13 protein-coding genes and 1 pseudogene are annotated in these 16,734 nt (G+C 56.9%); 6 read left to right on the forward strand and 8 right to left on the reverse strand.

Going from position 1 to position 16,734, the window contains the following annotated elements:
* Positions 1-27: 27 nt before the first annotated feature.
* From VM94_RS28310 to VM94_RS20725, 3 genes and pseudogenes are all read right to left on the reverse strand, one after another.
* Complete coding sequence (locus tag VM94_RS28310) at positions 28-2,358, reverse strand: hypothetical protein (RefSeq protein ID WP_138829188.1); 2,331 nt, start codon at positions 2,356-2,358, stop codon at positions 28-30.
* A 3-nt stretch (positions 2,359-2,361) separates the two neighbouring features.
* The gene (locus VM94_RS28315) at positions 2,362-3,654 is read right to left on the reverse strand and encodes a hypothetical protein (protein WP_144295914.1); all 1,293 of its coding nucleotides are present in this window, start codon (positions 3,652-3,654) and stop codon (positions 2,362-2,364) included.
* Positions 3,655-3,761: 107 nt separating this feature from the next.
* Positions 3,762-4,584: pseudogene (locus VM94_RS20725) on the reverse strand (lipid II flippase Amj family protein).
* A 365-nt stretch (positions 4,585-4,949) separates the two neighbouring features.
* Here VM94_RS20725 and VM94_RS20730 point away from each other — a divergent pair.
* The gene (locus VM94_RS20730) at positions 4,950-5,405 is read left to right on the forward strand and encodes a tellurite resistance TerB family protein (protein WP_046685140.1); all 456 of its coding nucleotides are present in this window, start codon (positions 4,950-4,952) and stop codon (positions 5,403-5,405) included.
* 27 nt (positions 5,406-5,432) lie between these two features.
* Here the strand turns inward: VM94_RS20730 and VM94_RS20735 are convergent, their stop codons facing one another.
* The 4 genes from VM94_RS20735 to VM94_RS20750 form a co-directional block, all read right to left on the reverse strand.
* Positions 5,433-5,957 (reverse strand): hypothetical protein, encoded by a 525-nt coding sequence (locus tag VM94_RS20735; protein ID WP_138829190.1) that lies wholly within the window; start codon positions 5,955-5,957, stop codon positions 5,433-5,435.
* Positions 5,958-6,052: 95 nt separating this feature from the next.
* A complete protein-coding gene (locus VM94_RS20740) occupies positions 6,053-6,496 on the reverse strand; it encodes a hypothetical protein (RefSeq protein WP_046685142.1) in 444 nt (147 codons plus the stop codon).
* 128 nt (positions 6,497-6,624) lie between these two features.
* Positions 6,625-7,074: a hypothetical protein gene (locus VM94_RS20745; RefSeq protein ID WP_046685143.1), complete on the reverse strand. Its 450-nt coding sequence runs from the start codon at positions 7,072-7,074 to the stop codon at positions 6,625-6,627.
* Between the two features lie 186 nt (positions 7,075-7,260).
* Positions 7,261-8,001, reverse strand: coding sequence for a helix-turn-helix transcriptional regulator (locus VM94_RS20750; protein ID WP_160309311.1), 741 nt, complete (start codon positions 7,999-8,001; stop codon positions 7,261-7,263).
* A 277-nt stretch (positions 8,002-8,278) separates the two neighbouring features.
* Here VM94_RS20750 and VM94_RS20755 point away from each other — a divergent pair, with 277 nt between their 5' ends.
* From VM94_RS20755 to VM94_RS20775, 5 genes are all read left to right on the forward strand, one after another.
* A complete protein-coding gene (locus VM94_RS20755; protein ID WP_046685145.1) occupies positions 8,279-8,962 on the forward strand; it encodes a vWA domain-containing protein in 684 nt (227 codons plus the stop codon).
* A 13-nt stretch (positions 8,963-8,975) separates the two neighbouring features.
* The gene (locus VM94_RS20760) at positions 8,976-9,734 is read left to right on the forward strand and encodes a PP2C family serine/threonine-protein phosphatase (RefSeq protein WP_046685146.1); all 759 of its coding nucleotides are present in this window, start codon (positions 8,976-8,978) and stop codon (positions 9,732-9,734) included.
* Between the two features lie 74 nt (positions 9,735-9,808).
* Positions 9,809-12,082, forward strand: coding sequence for a hypothetical protein (locus VM94_RS27410; protein ID WP_138829191.1), 2,274 nt, complete (start codon positions 9,809-9,811; stop codon positions 12,080-12,082).
* Positions 12,083-12,091: 9 nt separating this feature from the next.
* Positions 12,092-13,438 carry a toxin-antitoxin system YwqK family antitoxin gene (locus VM94_RS20770; RefSeq protein WP_046685147.1) on the forward strand — a complete coding sequence of 449 codons (1,347 nt, stop codon included), beginning with the start codon at positions 12,092-12,094 and terminating at the stop codon, positions 13,436-13,438.
* Complete coding sequence (locus VM94_RS20775) at positions 13,423-14,802, forward strand: toxin-antitoxin system YwqK family antitoxin (protein WP_046685148.1); 1,380 nt, start codon at positions 13,423-13,425, stop codon at positions 14,800-14,802. Before VM94_RS20770 ends, VM94_RS20775 begins: the two co-directional genes overlap by 16 nt.
* Before the next feature lie 126 nt (positions 14,803-14,928).
* On the opposite strand, the gene nadB is transcribed toward VM94_RS20775, so the two are convergent.
* Positions 14,929-16,542 (reverse strand): L-aspartate oxidase, encoded by a 1,614-nt coding sequence (gene nadB, locus VM94_RS20780; protein WP_046685149.1) that lies wholly within the window; start codon positions 16,540-16,542, stop codon positions 14,929-14,931.
* Between the last annotated feature and the right edge of the window lie 192 nt (positions 16,543-16,734).

Consider the following 16,734-nt stretch of genomic DNA (forward strand, 5'->3'; position numbering starts at 1 on the left):
TGTCGGGAGACAGCGGCTTTTTTTAAATTAATAAAGTACTCGTTTTGATACTATTTCAATTAAACATTTAAGCCATCCGGTGCACTCTTTGGAGCTATTGAATACGTTGGCTAGGCCTTCTTTTCTTAGTGTCAACTTTCCTGTTCCAAGTGCTAGAATAAATTCTCCAATTGCTGCACCTGCTACATGTTCATAATATCTAATCCATTTAATTAGTAGTCTTTCCATATCGTGACTCATTTCTGAGCTTACGCTGTAATTTAGCTCCGCAGGATATGCTGCTCGAAGTATTGCTGCTTGAATTACAGGATCATTATATCGAGTGAATGTTTCAGGGCAAATTAAGGCATGCTGAAATAAACCAGCTACTAAACTAGTTGCATCTGCTGAAGATTTCGTTGTTCTGGCCTCTTGTAGAAGTGTTGCTACTGATAGGAGCACTGCACCACCAAAGTTATCCCCTTCAATAGAACTGTTGTCTGGCCATAAAAAGAAACCTGAAGATAGAGGTAGTGGCAACCCTAGCGGAGATGGAAGAAAAACCCATTTATCTTCAAGAGGTTTGTTATTTATAAGCAACTCTGTTCTTGATGTGACTTCTTGGCAATCTATATTCGCATCGCTCATAGATTGTTCAAGTTCAGATAATAAATTGATTTCCTTTTTCCAATCCATAGTGGCGTCTAATTTTCCGATTGCCAACGAAAATTGGTATTTAAAATCGTAAAGTTTTTCAGTTGCTATGCATGAGGTGATGTCGCTTCTTAATTGATTTAGTTGATTTTTTGATTCTGGGAGAAGGCTTATTGCGAGGAATAATCTCTTTCCTTTTGGTTGTTTTTGACGCAAGGTTGCACTAATTTGTTTTAGTATAAAGCCATTTCCTATGATTGGAGCTGCTATTATTGCATTGCAATCATTCAGATCGTATGCGAAAGGTATGCTAGTTTTTGTTAATTCATCGCTACTTAGTTTAAATGCTTTTGCGTTAGGATTTGACTCTTTTATAGTGTCTAAAATTCTTTGTGCAAAAAAAGCGGCATTTTTTGCCACTTCAGTAGCTGCAGCACCATCTGCTGATGGGTAAATAACCACCACAGGTTTTTCTGGGCTGTAGTCCTTAATCCATCCTTTTACAAGAGAATCTACCTCTCCTAGTTCAGCTGTACTTGCCATTCCTATAATTTTTTGCAAATCGAAAGAAATGGACCATCGAGATTGTGCATCAAAGCGCACTCGACTAATTTTAACTATGTGTTTTTTTGCAATTTTTGCAAGAATTTCTTTTGTTGTTTCATCGAGTGTTTTGTGCACCAATCGCACTCGTTTTGGCTTTGCTGTTTGACTTAAAAAACGTTCTCCTACTATGCTAATAGTCTCAGTTCCTGGTGAAATATCTTTAATGTTTGGTTCAAAATAGTCTCTAAGACCATTCAATGCGGGGCGACCATCTAGTTTTCTTGATAAGAGTGATATAAAATTGGGCTCTTCACAATCCTCCGAATTGTGTTCATTGGTTGACTCTAAACCTAAAATTGTCCAAATTTCTGCATTTGATTCTCCTATTTTTTTTCTAATTTTTTCCGCCAATCCACCAGACGTAGATGCCGAAATTATAACGAATGATGGTCGTTTCTGAGGGTTCCATTTTTCCAAACCATCATATGATTTGAAACTGTCGATGGTAAAAGAGGGAGAGTTTGGATTTCCGATTAAGTGAAATTGCCTTAGTTTTTCCGCCACAGGCCATACACTCATTGTGTCTATGTAAATGTTGATGGACTCATCATTTCGAATACCTGCTCCTTTAATCCATTCATTTAATGGCTTGAGAAGGCGCAATGCAAGTAGTTCAATGGATGTTGTTGATGTAAGTAGAGCTTCCGCGCGAATAAAATGGCTTGAAAATCTATCAGATAATTTTTCGAAATATGTTCCTAGTGGTGCTGGAATGATAACATCGCTATTATATATTTGTGTGTCAATATGCGATTTAATGGAATTAAAAAACAATTCATTTAATTTTAGATATTTTGGAATGGTTTCTGAAATGTCTTCAATATTTCCTTTGAAGTCAAATCCACCTAATACTACTGTTCTTGTTTCTCTTTGTCCGTAAAGACGATCTAGTCCTGATATTCTTCCTTTTTTGTTTAATGTTTCAGTAATAAATTTCTTCATTGCTAAAATTTCACCAATTATGACTGTCGTTGGCGGTGGCACATGTGAATTTGTCCAGTCAACATATGCATCATCAATGATAAAAGCATCCGGAATATCTAATCCAAGAAATATAATTACGCAATCGGATAAAGGATCTGATGGAGTTGTACTTTTTTCGTAAAATAATATTTCCATTGTTTATACCGGCAAAAGGATTGAGTACGATGTCCCTTCAACGGGGCTTAATGTTTCCTTGTTCCATGGGCGAAGAAAAAATGCCACGTCGGTATCTTCCATGAAAACATGTGTTCCATCATCCATAGTATATTGCGTCGCTTTTCCTTCCTCTCCTTTTCCTTTCATTCGTTGTTCAACATCTTTTGTGGCTGATTGTGTACCAAAAAGATATGCCAATCGACCAGTTCTTAAGCGCATAAAACCATTTTTTTCACGTAACATTCTTGCTACAGAAAATAATCCAATTCCTCTAACGGAGCTATGTGAAGAGGTAGACCATTTTTTGAAGCAATCTACAACTGCTTTTTCTTCGTCGGCCATTGATATGGTTTCCAAATCAGCCACTAGTTTTTTTTTAAACTCGCTATCTTGAGATGATAGCCAACGTCTAGCTAGGCCTGGTCCAGAATCAACGACCGAAAGCTCAATAAAAGAACTTCTTTTAATGGAACGTTTTCTTGAACTTGATTCTCCGCCATCAGATTCGCCTTGCTCTAGTAAAATGGTTTGAAGGTAGCTCTGGAGGTGATGGTTAGATCCGCCAAAATTTGCGGCGTTATCATCATCAATATCTACAAGTCTAAAGCTCAGAACTCTAAAACTTTTCCCTCGTTTATATGGCACTCCTGCCTCATCAGTTCGTGCCCACCAATCTGCATTTTCCATAAGTTCTTGTACTAATTGAGCAAGCGGTGCAGATACTTCACGAAGTTTTTTTCCGGTCCAACTTGATGCTAGTTGCGCTAATATGTCTTGAACAAATAACCTGACGTCTGAATAAGGACGCACAACCATTTTGTTTTTAACTTCGTGATATAACGGCTGAATAAATTCACGTTGCGCACCTTGTACGCAAATTAAATTAACTCGCATTTGTGGTGTTGCATGCGTCTTTAAGAAGTCGTATGAATCCATAGCATCTAAATATTTTGAAAATGATTGACTGTGTGATTTAGATATGCCAATTAGATTCGAATCGAAAATTTTTGCTGCCATAATCCATGCACACAATACATGTGTATTGCCTAATGAATTTTTGAGAATTGTTTCGTAATCTTCATCAGATATTGCAAGGCCTTCAAAGTGTACAGCGAAATTTTCCCCAGCTTTACGAGAGGCAGATGCAATAAGCTGTAGAAGTGGAGCTTCAATACAAAATGGCAAAGGTGCAGATAGAGAAAGCGGTAACGTTAAATTGGGGTCGTTTGTTATTTTCCAAGATCGGTACGCGGATTCTAAATTATCTACGGTCAATTGATCTGGTAGCCTCATTTTTTTGCCTTTATTTAAATTCGTCCGGATAATTTAATATTCATTTCTATTCTATAGGAATAATGTAATCTATATTATTGCCCCTATTTTCAAATCCCCTTCGCCACCCCCACAATCATCACCGCCGATGGCACCAGCAAAAACTGCGCTATCAGCGTCCCCGCCAATCTGCTCCCCACCAGCCACACCACCGCCCGTCTAAATTGCGATTCTTCGATCTTGCCCTCGATGACGTCATCCGTCATGCCCGACATGTGCGGGGCGATGAAGACGGTCATCATGATGGTGGCGCCGCCGTTGATGATCGATGAAAGCGTGCTGGAGGTGATGCGCACGCTGGGGTCGAGGACACCTGCGTACAGGGCGGCGGTGTAAGGTGGACAAAGATGCGCCCACCGTCCACAGGGCTGTGGCGATGAAGTTCATGGCGGTCATGGAGACGGAGACGCTGGATTGTTGGCGCAGGCCGGTCACGGTGGCGGTCTTGGGCAGGCTGGCGGAGGTCTTGAGGTAGGACAGGCCGCCCTTGAAGACGGCGTGCAGCAGCAGTTTCGGCACCGACCTGTGTACCTGGAAATGCTCGACGGCTCGGCAGAAGGCGCGCTGGAAGGTGGGGATCAGTATGGCGCCGAGGATGGTCGCCAGGCTGGCGGAGAATAGCAGCCAGCGGAAGTCGAGCAATAGCGTGCTGGCGGCAACATGCTGGTCTATGCCCGTTTCCACGCGCTTGGCGAGGAAGGGGCCCAGGAATGAGTTCGACGTGCGCGACAGCAGCATCAGGATGCTGAACAGGGCCAGCGAGACGGCGATGCGCCGCGTGCGGATGCCGGCGATGCGCACGGAATAGGCGAGGGTGCCGATGATGTGGATGATGAACGTCAGCGCGCAAATCAGCAGCAATTGCTTGTCCATCACAACCTTGCAGTATGGAAAATGTAATTCCATCCTGCCATGGAATTATTTATTTTTCAACTGCAAATAAGTTAATTATCACGTGATCTAGTTTTTGTGGTGTTTTATGGGCGGTAGTGTGGCATTGGCTGTATTTTCACCCCAAGGCAGAAACTGGGGTCAGACCCTACAGGGGTAATGTCCCCCAATGGGGGACATTACGATCACGAAGTGACTGACCCCGGCCTTTGCCTGTGGGTGAGATAAATGCCGCCAGTGAGCGTCTGACTCGTTTCCTTGCTTGTATTTCAAGCTTGCACCCTCAACTATCCCGGGTAGCGGCACGATTTGCGCTCGACATGAATCAACCAACCCGGAGGTACACCATGAGTTTCGATTCCTTTCTGTCCAAACTGAAGACCAAAGCCAGCGAGCTGAAAACCGAAGCACTGAAGTACAAGAACAAGGATTTCCTGAATGCCGCGATGGCGGGATCGGCCCTGATCGCGATGGCCGACGGCAGCGTCAGCGCGGAAGAGAAGCAGAAAATGGTGAAGTTTATTGAAAGCAATGACGCGCTGTCGGTGTTTACCACCAGCGATGTGATCAAGGCTTTCCAGGAATATGTCGGCCAACTGGAGTTCGACAAGGATATCGGCGAAGCCAAGGCGTATCAGGCGCTGGGCAAGATGAAGTCGAATGTGGAGGCGTCGCGCCTGCTGGTGCGCATGATCATTGCCGTCGCTTCGTCGGACGGCAATTTCGACGCCAATGAACAGCGCGTGGCCAGCAAGATCGCGCGCGAGCTGGGCTTGACCCCGGCGGAATTCGAGCTGCAGTAAAGCCAGGCCAGCCGGCCCCCGGCTGGCTTAACTCTTGTCCCACCAAGGCGGCGTGCCAGACGACCAGGGGCACGCCATTTCCACTTCGCTGATCCTGTAGCGGATCTCGATCACCTGGCCGGGGCTGAAGGGACCGCGTTTCCAGTCGCCGGAATCAAAGACGTAGCCTTTGCCCTTGATGCAAAGGCTGGTCGGATTGTTGCCGATGGGACCGGTCGAGTGCAGGGTGACGCGCACTTCGCCGTTGGCGTCCAGCGGGGCGTCGCCACCCATGAAGAGTGGATCGGAGCCGACGTCGCAGACAGTGGTGCTGCCTATCTTGCTGCAGTGCTTGATATACGTTTGCTGGCGCGCATTGGCCAGGTAATCGTCATGCCGCATCGGCTTGCCGTCGTCATAGGTGAAGCGCAGGATGACTTGCGTGGGCTCGCTGGCAGGATGGCGCGTGGTGCTGGTGCAGGCGGCGCTGACCAGGGCCAGCAAGGGCCAGGCCAGCAGGCGCAGGCCGCCGCGCAGCACGGTGAGTATGGGATTACTGCGAGGTGTCTGCATTGCGCTCCATGGGCCGTTGCCATTCGTTTAAGGAATTTGGCGGCGATGATAGCACGCGATGGCTGCAGCTGTTCCTGCCGTGCCTGCGCGCCGCCTCAGCGCGACGCCAGGCCGATGCTTTGCACGTGGTAGGGCACGATGTCGCCGCCGGACAGATTCTGCGCCGGCACCACCATCACCAGTTCGCCATCCACGCTGCCGTCATCGTTGTGGTCGATGCGCACTTTCAGCTGGCGGTCCAGCGCGACGAAGGCGTTGTGGTCGGTGGCGACGATGCGATGCTCTTCCTGCTTGCCGATACGCGCATACATGACAGCGCCAGCAAGGCGCAGTTCCAGGGTGTCGCCATTCGACAGATCATAGGTGCCGACGAACTTCTTGCAGTCCTGGCGCATCATGTAGCGCGGGTGTTCGGGCACATCGATGCGCAGCGCGTTGCCCGGCACGGTGACAGTGTGCTCCGGTGGCAGGGTTTGCGCAGTGGTTGCCGTGCTGGCGGCGGCGAGGCACAGCAGTGTGCCCAGGATAATGGTTTTCATGTTGTTGTCCTCGTTGGTGGATGGCCTTTGGCGCATGATGCGGGCGGGAATGGGGCAGGAATCAGTCTAGGCGCGGGTGTTGTGGCGTTATGGGCCGGTGCTGTCTATGCCGGCCCGGGCTTGCCGCCTTAGCGCGAGGCCAGGCCCATGCTTTGCACGTGGGCAGGCATGATGGCGCCGCTGGCCAGTTTTTCGGCCGGCATCTGCATCAGCACTTCTCCGCCCACGCTGCCATCGTTGCGCAAGTCGATGCGTATGGCCAGTTGCCGGTCCAGCGCCACGAAGCTGTGGCTGCCGCTGGCGACGATGCGGTGTTCCTCCTGGTCGTCGATGCGCGCATACATGAGGGCGCCGACGTTGCCGATATTGCGCAGGTGAAGCACTTGCCCGTTCGACAGCTCATAGCCGCCGCGGAACGGGGCAAACGTTTCCGCATTCATAAAATGTCTTTGTGCCGGCAGTTCGATCGTCTGCAGGCGTCCGCCTGGAATGACGACGGTCTGGCTGTCGGGGAGCGATTGCGCATTTGCCAGCAGGGCGCAGACGCCCAGGGTGCTGGCCAAGATCCATGTTTTCATTTTTTTACCCATCCTTGAACTGTGGTGCCGTCCGCTGCCGGCGCGGCGATATGGTTGTCGATACCAGGGAAATCGAACCGGCTGGGCAGCACGCGCTGTGATGACTCTGGCAAGGTGCGGGCGACCGGTCTTGCCAGTGTAGGCAGGCAAGTTGTCCTGCACATCATCCGATCGGATGAGGCAGCCTCATGCGTCGAGCACGGCCAGGTGCGCCGTCGCGCCGTGGATCAGCGCGATCAGCTCGCCCTGGCGCCGCGTGTCCGTTTTCAGGTAGGTGTGATGCAGATGCGTCTTGACGGTGTTGACGCTGATGCCACCGCGCGCGGCAATTTCCTCGATGGTGGCGCCTTGCGCCAGTTCCTTGCCGACCAGCGCTTCGGCTTGCGTCAAGTCGAACAGCTGGCGCAAGGCAGTGGCGGACGTGCTCGCTTGTGCGGGGTCGCGCGCGATCAGCAGTGCGCATGGCGGCTGGCAGGCGGCGAGCAGGGTGACGGTCAGGGCCAGCGGCGTTTGCTGCTTGCGCATCAGGCGAAGCGACTGGCATTGCGATGGGCCGCTAGCACCGGCGCTGGCGATGACGAGACGCACAGCGCGTACGAGGGCGGGCGGCGCAGTGTGCGCCAATTGCGCCGCATGCAAGGCGTGGCCGGCGGGCGTGGCGAAGCGCAACCCGAGTCCCGCGTCGAGTACCAGCACGGCGGCGCCCATGGCGTCGAGCGCCGCCAAGGCGCAGCGGCTGGCCAGTTGCGCCTCGCGCAGACGCTGCTGCAAGCACAGGGCGCGTTGCAGATGCGGCAAGAGTTCCTGCCATTGCCGGCTGTTCAGGGCCGTGCTGTCGAACTGCGGCCAGTCGTCCGTGCCGCAAGCCGTCTCGTACAAGGCGGCGATCAGTTCGCCCACATCCGCGCTTGCTGTAGCTGTGCCCATGCTCGTCCCCATAGCCTGATTACATCAGTGTGCCGCAGGCGTGCAGGTGCGGAACTGGGTAAGGGCGGTGTTGCACAGCGATCCGCCCCACCTTTATGAGGAAGGGCTGGCCGCTGCCATCTGGCCTGGGCAACTATCAAGATAGTACAAAGACATCAGTGCTGCAATGGTTTGCAAAAATATGCATGGATGGTGTTCTGTAGGAAACTTGCACGGGCAAAACACGTCGATGATGTAAGATTCGCACTATGACCGATTTCACATTTACCGATTGCCCATGAGTTCAATAATGATCCCCGACGTCGCCCTCGTCGACAATACCGAACAACGCACGCCGCTGGTGCTCGTGCTGGACTGCTCCGGCAGCATGGATGGCGAGCCTGTCTCGCTGCTCAACGAAGGCCTGGCCTTGCTGGAACAGGAACTCAAGTCCGACGTGATCGCCGCCAAGCGCGTGCGTATCCTCGTGATTCAATATGGCGCCCACGATGAAGCCGTGGTGGCCAGCAACTGGTGCGACGCCATGGATTTCACGGCGCCCCGCCTTGAAGCGAACGGCACCACGCCGACCGGCGCGGCCGTCGAGCTGGCCCTGGCCGAGATCGAGCAGGAAAAGCAGCGTTTCCGCCAGGCCGGCGTGGCGTACACGCGGCCATGGCTGTTTTTGATGTCGGACGGCGAGCCGACGGACCGCTGGCAGCACGGCGCCGAGCAGGCGCGCGCGGCCGAGCAGGCCAATAAGGTGGCGATCTTCCCCATCGCCGTGGGCGACAACGCGAACATCGATTCCCTGGGGCAGTTTTCCAGCCGAGGCGAGCGGGGCGTGAAGCAGCTGAAAGGCTTGCAATTCCGCGAACTGTTCCTGTGGCTGAGCGCCAGCATGCAAGTGGTGTCGCAATCGCGTCCCGGTGCGCAGGCCCAGCTGGCCTCGACGGACGGCTGGTCTGTCGTGAATACGTGAAAGCCGCTGATTCATGGCGATAGTAAACAAGCAGTGGCGCGTATTCGGCGCCTCCGTCACGGGCAAGGCGCACCTGGATAAAGACATCCCTTGCCAGGACGCGCACGCGCACGCCGTCGTGGGAGACGTCCTGGTGGCCGTCGTCTGCGATGGCGCCGGTTCGGCCAGGCTCAGTGAACAGGGCGCACAGTTTGTTGCCGCGCAAACCGTGCAGGCGCTGGCCGGACGGCTGGAGCAGGGCGCCACCGTGCAGGATTTACATGACGGCGCGCTGGCCGGCGCCTTGGCGCAGATCCGCGCGGCGCTGGACGATATCGCCCGCGCCGCCAATGCCACCCTCGAAGATTACGCTGCCACTGTCGTTGGCGTGGTCATGGGAGCGGAGGCAGGCTTCTTTTTCCACCTGGGCGATGGCCTGGGCGTGGCGCAGCTGATTGATGGCGGCGAACTCATCTCGCTGCCCGCCAACGGCGAATACGCGAACGAAACCTACTTTATCAGCGGCGAACGCTGGCGCGAACAGCTGCGCCTGCTGCCCATTCCCCGGTCCGTGCGCGGCGTGGTGCTGATGTCGGACGGCTGCATGCCCTTTGCCATGAGCAAGAACAATGCGGCCTTGTACGCACCGTTCATGGATGCCGTGCAAGGTTATCTGCGTACGGTCGAGAGCATCGAGTTGGGCAATACGGCGCTGGCGTCCACCCTGGCCGACCCGCGCACGCACCAGATCACGGGCGACGACAAGACCCTGCTGCTGGCCTTGCGCGCATGAGCCAGAAGCAGGGGATGACGCCGGGCCTGAGTCCGGGTGGAAAAATTTGGCTGGATAAAGTCCGCAGTTTGGTCTTGGGCAAACTGATTAAAAGCGGCGGCGCGGGCAGCGTGTATCTGTTGCCCGGCGCGCCCGCGCAGGTTGCCAAGCTGTACCATCCTCACCTGGACCGGGCCGCCAACCGACGCAAGCTCGAAGCGATGCTGGAACTGACGCCCGAACTGCCCGACCAGTTGGAAAACGGCAAGCGCTACGTGCAGATCGCGTGGCCGCAAGCGGCCGTGTTTGACGGCCAGGACGGCTTTGCCGGCTTCGTCATGCCCTTGCTGGACATGGCGCAGACGGCCGAGCTGGAACAGATCATGCAGGAGCGGCAAGCGCGCGCGGCCGGCTTGCCCACGGGACTCGGCCCCAAGCTGACCCTGGCCGCCAACCTGGCCGCCGTCATCGACGCGCTGCATCAGCAACAGCATTACGTGGTCGACCTGAAACCTGTGAATCTGCGCTTTTACCGCGATTCGCTGTACATCGCCATGCTCGATTGCGACGGCTTCAGCATCCAGGGGCATGCCGAGCGATTTCCTGCCGAGCAATTCACGGCCGACTACCTGGCGCCGGAATTCCAGCGCAAGGGCATGCCGGCGGGCACGGAAATGGCGCAAGACCGCTTTGCGCTGGCCGTCGTCATCTTCCAGCTGCTCAACTTTGGCATCCACCCGTACAGCGGGCGGCCCGGCAATGCGCAAGTGGCGACCGATATTCCCGGGCGTATCCGCGACGGCTGCTATGCGTATGGCATCAAACGCCACAAGCAGCTGGCGCCGAACGCCACCAGCGGCCACGCGCTGATGCCTCCTGAACTGCGCGCCATGTTCGACCGCGCGTTTTCCCAGTCCCCCAAACCGCAGCGGCCCTCGGCGGCCGACTGGGCGCAGTTGCTGCGCGGCTATGCGCAGCGCAGCGGCGGCAAGCTTGTCGTGTGTACTGCCAATCCCGAGCACCAGCATTTCGCGGGCCTCGGCTGCGCAGCCTGCGCGCGCGACAAGGTCATCGGTGCGGCAGCGCAAGCGTCCGTGCTCGCGCAGCAACAGATGCTGGCGCAGTCCCAGCCACGGCAGCGCAGCGCGCGCGGCGCGCACCATACGGCACCGGGGCAGGCGCCCGTGCGGCTGCCTGCGGGCGGTGCGCAGGCCAATGCGGTCGGCATTTCAGGCAAGGGCTGGGCCGTGGTGGTGCTGCTGATCGTGCTGTTCCTGATCGGCTTTACGGCCTGGACCTCGTCGTCCGATGAAGTCAACAAGAAGGCAAGCTTGCAGGCTCAAGCGGACCAGGCGGCTGGCCTGGAAGTATTTCGTTGGCGCTCGCGCAAGGCGGCCGGTTTCCAGCAGTCGGACGCGCGCAAGGCCGTGCACAGCCTGTCGCAAGCGATCAGCAAGGGCGATGATGACGCTGTCACGCGCGGCTTGCAGCTGTTGTACCGCTCCGGGGAGGGAAAATCCTCGGGTTACGAGGGTGACAAGGTGCGTGCCCGCTTGCGTACCACCTTGATGGAAGGCTTGGGCGCAATGCCCTTCTATGCTCCCGAATTGGCGAAGACCTATCTTGACCAGTTGCAAGCCGATCCGCGCGACCACCTGGCGGCGGCGGCCATGGGCCGCATGCACCTGAGCCTGAACGAACCGCAGGCGGCGCGCCAGTATTTCGAGCAAGCCGTGTGGGCCCACCCGACTGATGGCGTGTCCTGGCTGGGCATCGCCGCCACGGCCCTGATGCGCGGCGGCGACGAACAGGATGCCGTCAACCTGGTGGCGCTAGCGCAGTTGACGGCCTACCGCTATGCGGTGGAAAACGCCATGCCGACGGAACCGGGCGAGCCGGCCGACAATGGCGTTGCCGCCACGGCGAAGCGCATGGACCGGGCCGCCAAGGTGCTGCGCATGGTCCAGGCTGGTTCCTACGAGAAGCGCTGGGACAAGGCGCTGGCCGATGGCGCGCTGCTGGCGTCCAAACTCAAGGCCTTGCCGCCGTTGCCGGATCAGCCTGCCAGTGTGCTGCGCGAGACGATGACGACGGTGGATTATGGCGTGCTCGACGAAAAGCAGGCGGCGGGCGAAAATCGTCTGACCCTGTCGATTGCCGCCGACGGCAGCCTGACGTACGCGGCGGCGGAAAAGCCGATGGAACCCCAGTTGAACAAGGTGATACAGGATAGCGTGAAGCGCTGGACCTATTTGCCGGCCGTCAAGCATGGCCAGTTACAGGATGCCAAGGCGGAAGTGTTGGTGCGCTACCGCAATGGCCGGGCCAGCTTTGTGCCGGCCGAGGCGCGTGTTTCCGTGGAAGATTAAAGGAATCGTATGAAAATCAAGACTCTATGCGCGCTGCTTGGCGCTTCCTTGCTGTGGCCCGCGCTGTCGCAGGCGCAGATCGTGCAGCGCCAGGTGTTCACGGCGATTGCCAGCGAACAAGACAGCGAAGGCGCCGACGTGCTGACGGTGGCGGGCGACACGGCTTGCGGCGGCCGCCAAGTGCGCATGGATGCGCGCTCGGTCGGGCTGGACGATGCACCGTATGAAGCAATGAAAGGCCGGCTGGCCAGGCAGATCCGCAGCAAGACGCCCATGCTCGTCACCCTGAAAAAATGCCCAGAGGATGAAAGCGTGCCCATCGTGCGGCAGATCGCCGCCTGCACGCCAGCGGCCTGCGCCGACGGCCGGGCGCGGTTGTACCTGCACGAGCGTTTCTTCCCCATCGAACAGGAAAAGGCGCCAAACGTGTTGCTGTTGCCTTTACCGAAAGGCAAGCTGCCGGGTACGTGGAAGGTGGACATTTACAGCGTGGCCGGCCACAAGCTGCGCCTGTCGGGCCAGGTCAACCACGCCGACTATGCGCAGGGTGAACTGGTGGGCGGCTACACCTATTATTACCCGGATGGCCAGATCGAAAAACAGGTGCCGCAAGATGCCAAGGGCCGGCAGCAGGGCGTGGCCAGCAGCTACTATCCTGACGGTACGCTGGAATCGCGCAGCCAATGGCGCGACGGTATGCCGGAAGGCATGCAGCGCAGCTATCACAGCACGGGCAAGCTGCGCGAAGCCGTGGAATTTCGCAATGGCGGCCAGGTTGACGGCACATTCGATACCTTTGATGCCAATGGCAAGCTGAAGACACGCCAGACCATGCGCGATGGCAAGCTGGAAGGCGAACTCATTACGTATCTTCCTGACGGTAACGTTTCCAGCCGCACGCAAATGAGCAAGGGCAAGTACCATGGTCTGGCCACCTATTACCATCCGGATGGCGCCGTGCGCTCCACCATGACAATGCTCATGGACTTGCCGACGGGCGAAGCGTTGGAATTTTATCCAGATGGCAAGGTGCAAACGCGCCAGCAGTATGCCGGGAATGGGGCGCTGCTCAAGGTCCAACGCTACAGCCCGCAAGGCGTGCTGGTGCTGGAAAGAAACTGGGACAAGCAGCTGCGTGAGCAGGGCACGTCGCGCTCGTGGTACGAGAACGGCAAGCAGGAGCAAGCCATCGACTACGTGAACGACCGGCGCGACGGCTGGAGCCGCAGCTGGCACGAGGATGGCAGTTTGAAGGGCGAATGCCAGTATGTGGCCGGCAAGGCCCAGGGCGCATGCGGCGAAGCGCCGCCAGCGCCGGAACTGCAGCGCAAGGAGCAGGCATGGCGCGCATTGTGAAGCGCCTGCTTGGCGTCATGCTGCTGTTGCCGGCGCTGGCCCACGCCGAGATCGAACAGCGGCAAGTGGTCACCGCGATCAAGGCCGAGTCCGGCAAGGACGGTGGCGATGTGCTGTCCCTGGCCAGCGAGGATGGCTGCGGCGGGCGGCAGGTGCGCATGGATGCCGTGTCCGTGGGCCTAGACGCGCAGCAGTACGCCGCCATGAAGCGGCAATTGGCCAAGCTGATACGCGACAGGACGCCGTTGTTGATGGGTATCAAATTCTGCCCTGCGCCGGGTAATGTGGGTGCGCTCGCCATGCCGGATGTCGGTAAGCTGGGCGGCTGCGAGCCGCAAGCCTGTGCCGATGGCAAGGCGCGCTTGTACCTGAATCACAATCTGACGCGCGGCGAAGTCAAGGAACATGCGCGCTATGCGCTGGTCGTCCCGCTGCCGCCTGGCAAGACACCCGGCACCTGGCAAGTCGAGGTGGTGCACGCGCGTGAAGGCGAGCCGAAGCGGTTGATTGGCCAGGTCAACGATCCCGATTACCTGCGCGGCAGGCTGGTGGGCAACTACAGCATGTACTACCCGCATGGACAGGTCGAGATGCAGGTGGAGCAGGATGGCCGTGGCGTGCAGGAAGGTGTGCAGACCCTGTATCGTCCTGACGGCCAGATTTCCATGCGCAACACGTGGCGCGATGGCGTGCAGGAGGGAGAACAGCGGACCTATCACGATACGGGCAAGCTGAACGAGGTCAGCCAGTACGAAAACGGCGCCCGCGCCGATGGCCTGGTAGAAACTTTCGACAAGGATGGCAAGCTGCGCACGCGCATGACCCAGGTCAAGGGTCAGACGGAGGGCGAGCTGCTGCTGTTTTATCCGGACGGTAGCGTGGAAAGCCGCAGCAAGTACATGAATGGCGTCCAGGCAGGACCAAGCACCGGCTATTTCCCGGATGGCAAGGTGCAGCGGACAACGCAGTACGTGGACGACAAGCCCGTGGGCGACAGCGTCGAATATTATCCGGATGGCAAAGTGGCCAGCAAGCGCACGCACAGCGACCACTACGTCTTGCGCAGCGAACAGCGTTTCAGCCGGGCCGGCGTGTTGCTCGTGCACAAGCAGTGGAACGCGGGTGGCCGCGAGGAGGGCGCATTGCGTTCCTGGTATGCCGATGGCAAGCCGAGGCAGTTGATCGAGTATGTCGATGGCGAGCGCCAGGGCTGGACGCGGCACTGGCGGGAAGATGGCGGGCTGGAGAGCGAGTGTAGGTATGTGGCGGATGAGGCGCAGGGAGAGTGTACTGGCGATTCGGCCAGGTTTTCTTACACGGAAGATGGCATCGAGTTTGAATATCTGAGCCTTGACGCGCATTGACCTGTATGCAAGCTGCTATTGTCACTTCACTGCAGGTAAAGAGCCGGGGTCAGACCCGGCGGGTCTGACCCCAGATTTGCGCCAGTAGAATACTGTCGCTGCCTAAGATATATTGGTGAGAAACAATTACCTATGCGGCGGCGTCAGCACGCTGGCAATCGCCTTCGGCAAGGTCTCGGGATAATCGCGGCTGAAGTGCAGGCCGCGGCTTTCGCGGCGGGACAGGGCGCTGTTGACGATCATCGAGGCTACGTCGACGAGATTGCGTAGTTCCAGTAAATCGTGCGTGATGCGGAAGTTACGGTAGTACTCGTCGATCTCTTCCTTCAGCAGGGCGATGCGGTGCTGGGCCCGCTCCAGGCGCTTGGTGGTGCGCACGATGCCCACGTAATTCCACATGAAGCGGCGCAGCTCGTCCCAGTTGTGCGAAATCACCACTTCCTCGTCCGCATCCGTTACCCGGCTTTCATCCCAGTCGGGCAGATACGGCGTGCCCAGCTTTTCCTTGCTTTCGATATCCTGCGCGCAGGCGCGGCCGATGACGATGCATTCCAGCAAAGAGTTCGACGCCAGGCGGTTCGCGCCATGCAGGCCCGTGCAAGCCGTCTCGCCGACCGCATACAGGCCCGGCAAGTCGGCGCGGCCGGCCAGGTCCGTCACGACGCCGCCGCACGTGTAGTGGGCCGCTGGCACGATGGGAATAGGCTGCTTGGTGATGTCGATGCCCAGTTCCAAACAGCGCGCGTAAATCGTCGGGAAGTGTTCGATGAGGAATTCCGCCGGCTTGTGGCTGATGTCCAGGTGTACGTAGTCGAGGCCCCGTTTCTTGATCTCGAAGTCGATGGCGCGCGCCACCACGTCGCGCGGCGCCAGTTCGGCCCGCTCATCGTGCGCCAGCATGAAGCGCTGGCCGGCCGCCGCGCCCGCTTCGGGCGGCAATTTCAGCAAGCCGCCTTCGCCACGGATGGCTTCGGTGATCAGGAACGATTTCGCATACGGGTGATACAAACACGTGGGGTGGAACTGGATGAATTCCATGTTCGACACGCGGCAGCCGGCACGCCAGGCCATGGCGATGCCGTCGCCGCTAGCCGTGTCCGGGTTGGTGGTATATAAATACACCTTGCCGGCGCCGCCCGTGGCCAGCACGGTGTGCTCGGCGGCAAAGGTGAGTACTTTACCCGTTTGCTCATCCTGCACGTACAAGCCGTGGCAATGCGGTTGGGCGTTGCGCTGGGTCGGCTTCATGCCCAGCTTGTCGGAAGTGATCAGGTCGATCGCGCAATGGTGTTCGAACAGGCTGATGTTCGGGTGGGCGCGGACTTTTTCTTCCAGGGTCACTTGCACGGCGTGCCCGGTGGCGTCGGCCGCGTGGATGATGCGGCGCTGGCTGTGTCCGCCTTCGCGGGTCAGGTGGAAGCCCAGCTCGGCCGTGGCGTCGCGCGTGAATGGCACGCCTTGCTCGATCAGCCATTCGATCGCTTCGCGGCCGTGCTCGACGATGTAGCGCGTGGCACTCTCGTCGCACAGGCCGCCGCCGGCGATCAGGGTGTCTTCGATGTGCTGCTCGTGGCTGTCGCCCGAGTCCAGCACGGCCGCGATCCCGCCTTGCGCCCAGTTGCTGGCGCCATCGAGCAGCGCGCGTTTGGAAATGATCGCGACGGTGCGCGTCTCAGCTAAATGCAGTGCAACCGATAAACCCGCCAGGCCACTGCCGACAATCGCTACATCAAATTTCATGACATTTATATTTTTTTAGGGGAAGCATACTATATGCCATTTCCCCTCATTCGGTAATGTATTGAGATAAATTCTACCGGCGAAAGATAGCTGGGGCCGTAGCTTGTGGCGCATCAATGTCTTCTTGGAACAGTTCGCCATGATGGCAAGACCAGCAGCAGGCCGCCTTGCGCGTGGCCTGATGCTTTTTGC

Source organism: Janthinobacterium sp. KBS0711, from assembly GCF_000988085.1.
GTDB classification, from domain to species: Bacteria; Pseudomonadota; Gammaproteobacteria; order Burkholderiales; family Burkholderiaceae_D; genus Janthinobacterium; species Janthinobacterium lividum_E.

Bases quoted from the DNA above. Each gene is read 5' to 3' on its own strand.
- VM94_RS28310 (WP_138829188.1), bottom strand. From the start codon at position 2,358: ATGGAAATATTATTTTACGAAAAAAGTACAACTCCATCAGATCCTTTA.
- VM94_RS20730 (WP_046685140.1), top strand. From the start codon at position 4,950: ATGAGTTTCGATTCCTTTCTGTCCAAACTGAAGACCAAAGCCAGCGAG.
- VM94_RS20735 (WP_138829190.1), bottom strand. From the start codon at position 5,957: ATGCAGACACCTCGCAGTAATCCCATACTCACCGTGCTGCGCGGCGGC.
- VM94_RS20740 (WP_046685142.1), bottom strand. From the start codon at position 6,496: ATGAAAACCATTATCCTGGGCACACTGCTGTGCCTCGCCGCCGCCAGC.
- VM94_RS20745 (WP_046685143.1), bottom strand. From the start codon at position 7,074: ATGAAAACATGGATCTTGGCCAGCACCCTGGGCGTCTGCGCCCTGCTG.
- VM94_RS20750 (WP_160309311.1), bottom strand. From the start codon at position 8,001: ATGGGCACAGCTACAGCAAGCGCGGATGTGGGCGAACTGATCGCCGCC.
- VM94_RS20755 (WP_046685145.1), top strand. From the start codon at position 8,279: ATGAGTTCAATAATGATCCCCGACGTCGCCCTCGTCGACAATACCGAA.
- VM94_RS20760 (WP_046685146.1), top strand. From the start codon at position 8,976: ATGGCGATAGTAAACAAGCAGTGGCGCGTATTCGGCGCCTCCGTCACG.
- VM94_RS20770 (WP_046685147.1), top strand. From the start codon at position 12,092: ATGAAAATCAAGACTCTATGCGCGCTGCTTGGCGCTTCCTTGCTGTGG.
- VM94_RS20775 (WP_046685148.1), top strand. From the start codon at position 13,423: ATGGCGCGCATTGTGAAGCGCCTGCTTGGCGTCATGCTGCTGTTGCCG.
- nadB (WP_046685149.1), bottom strand. From the start codon at position 16,542: ATGAAATTTGATGTAGCGATTGTCGGCAGTGGCCTGGCGGGTTTATCG.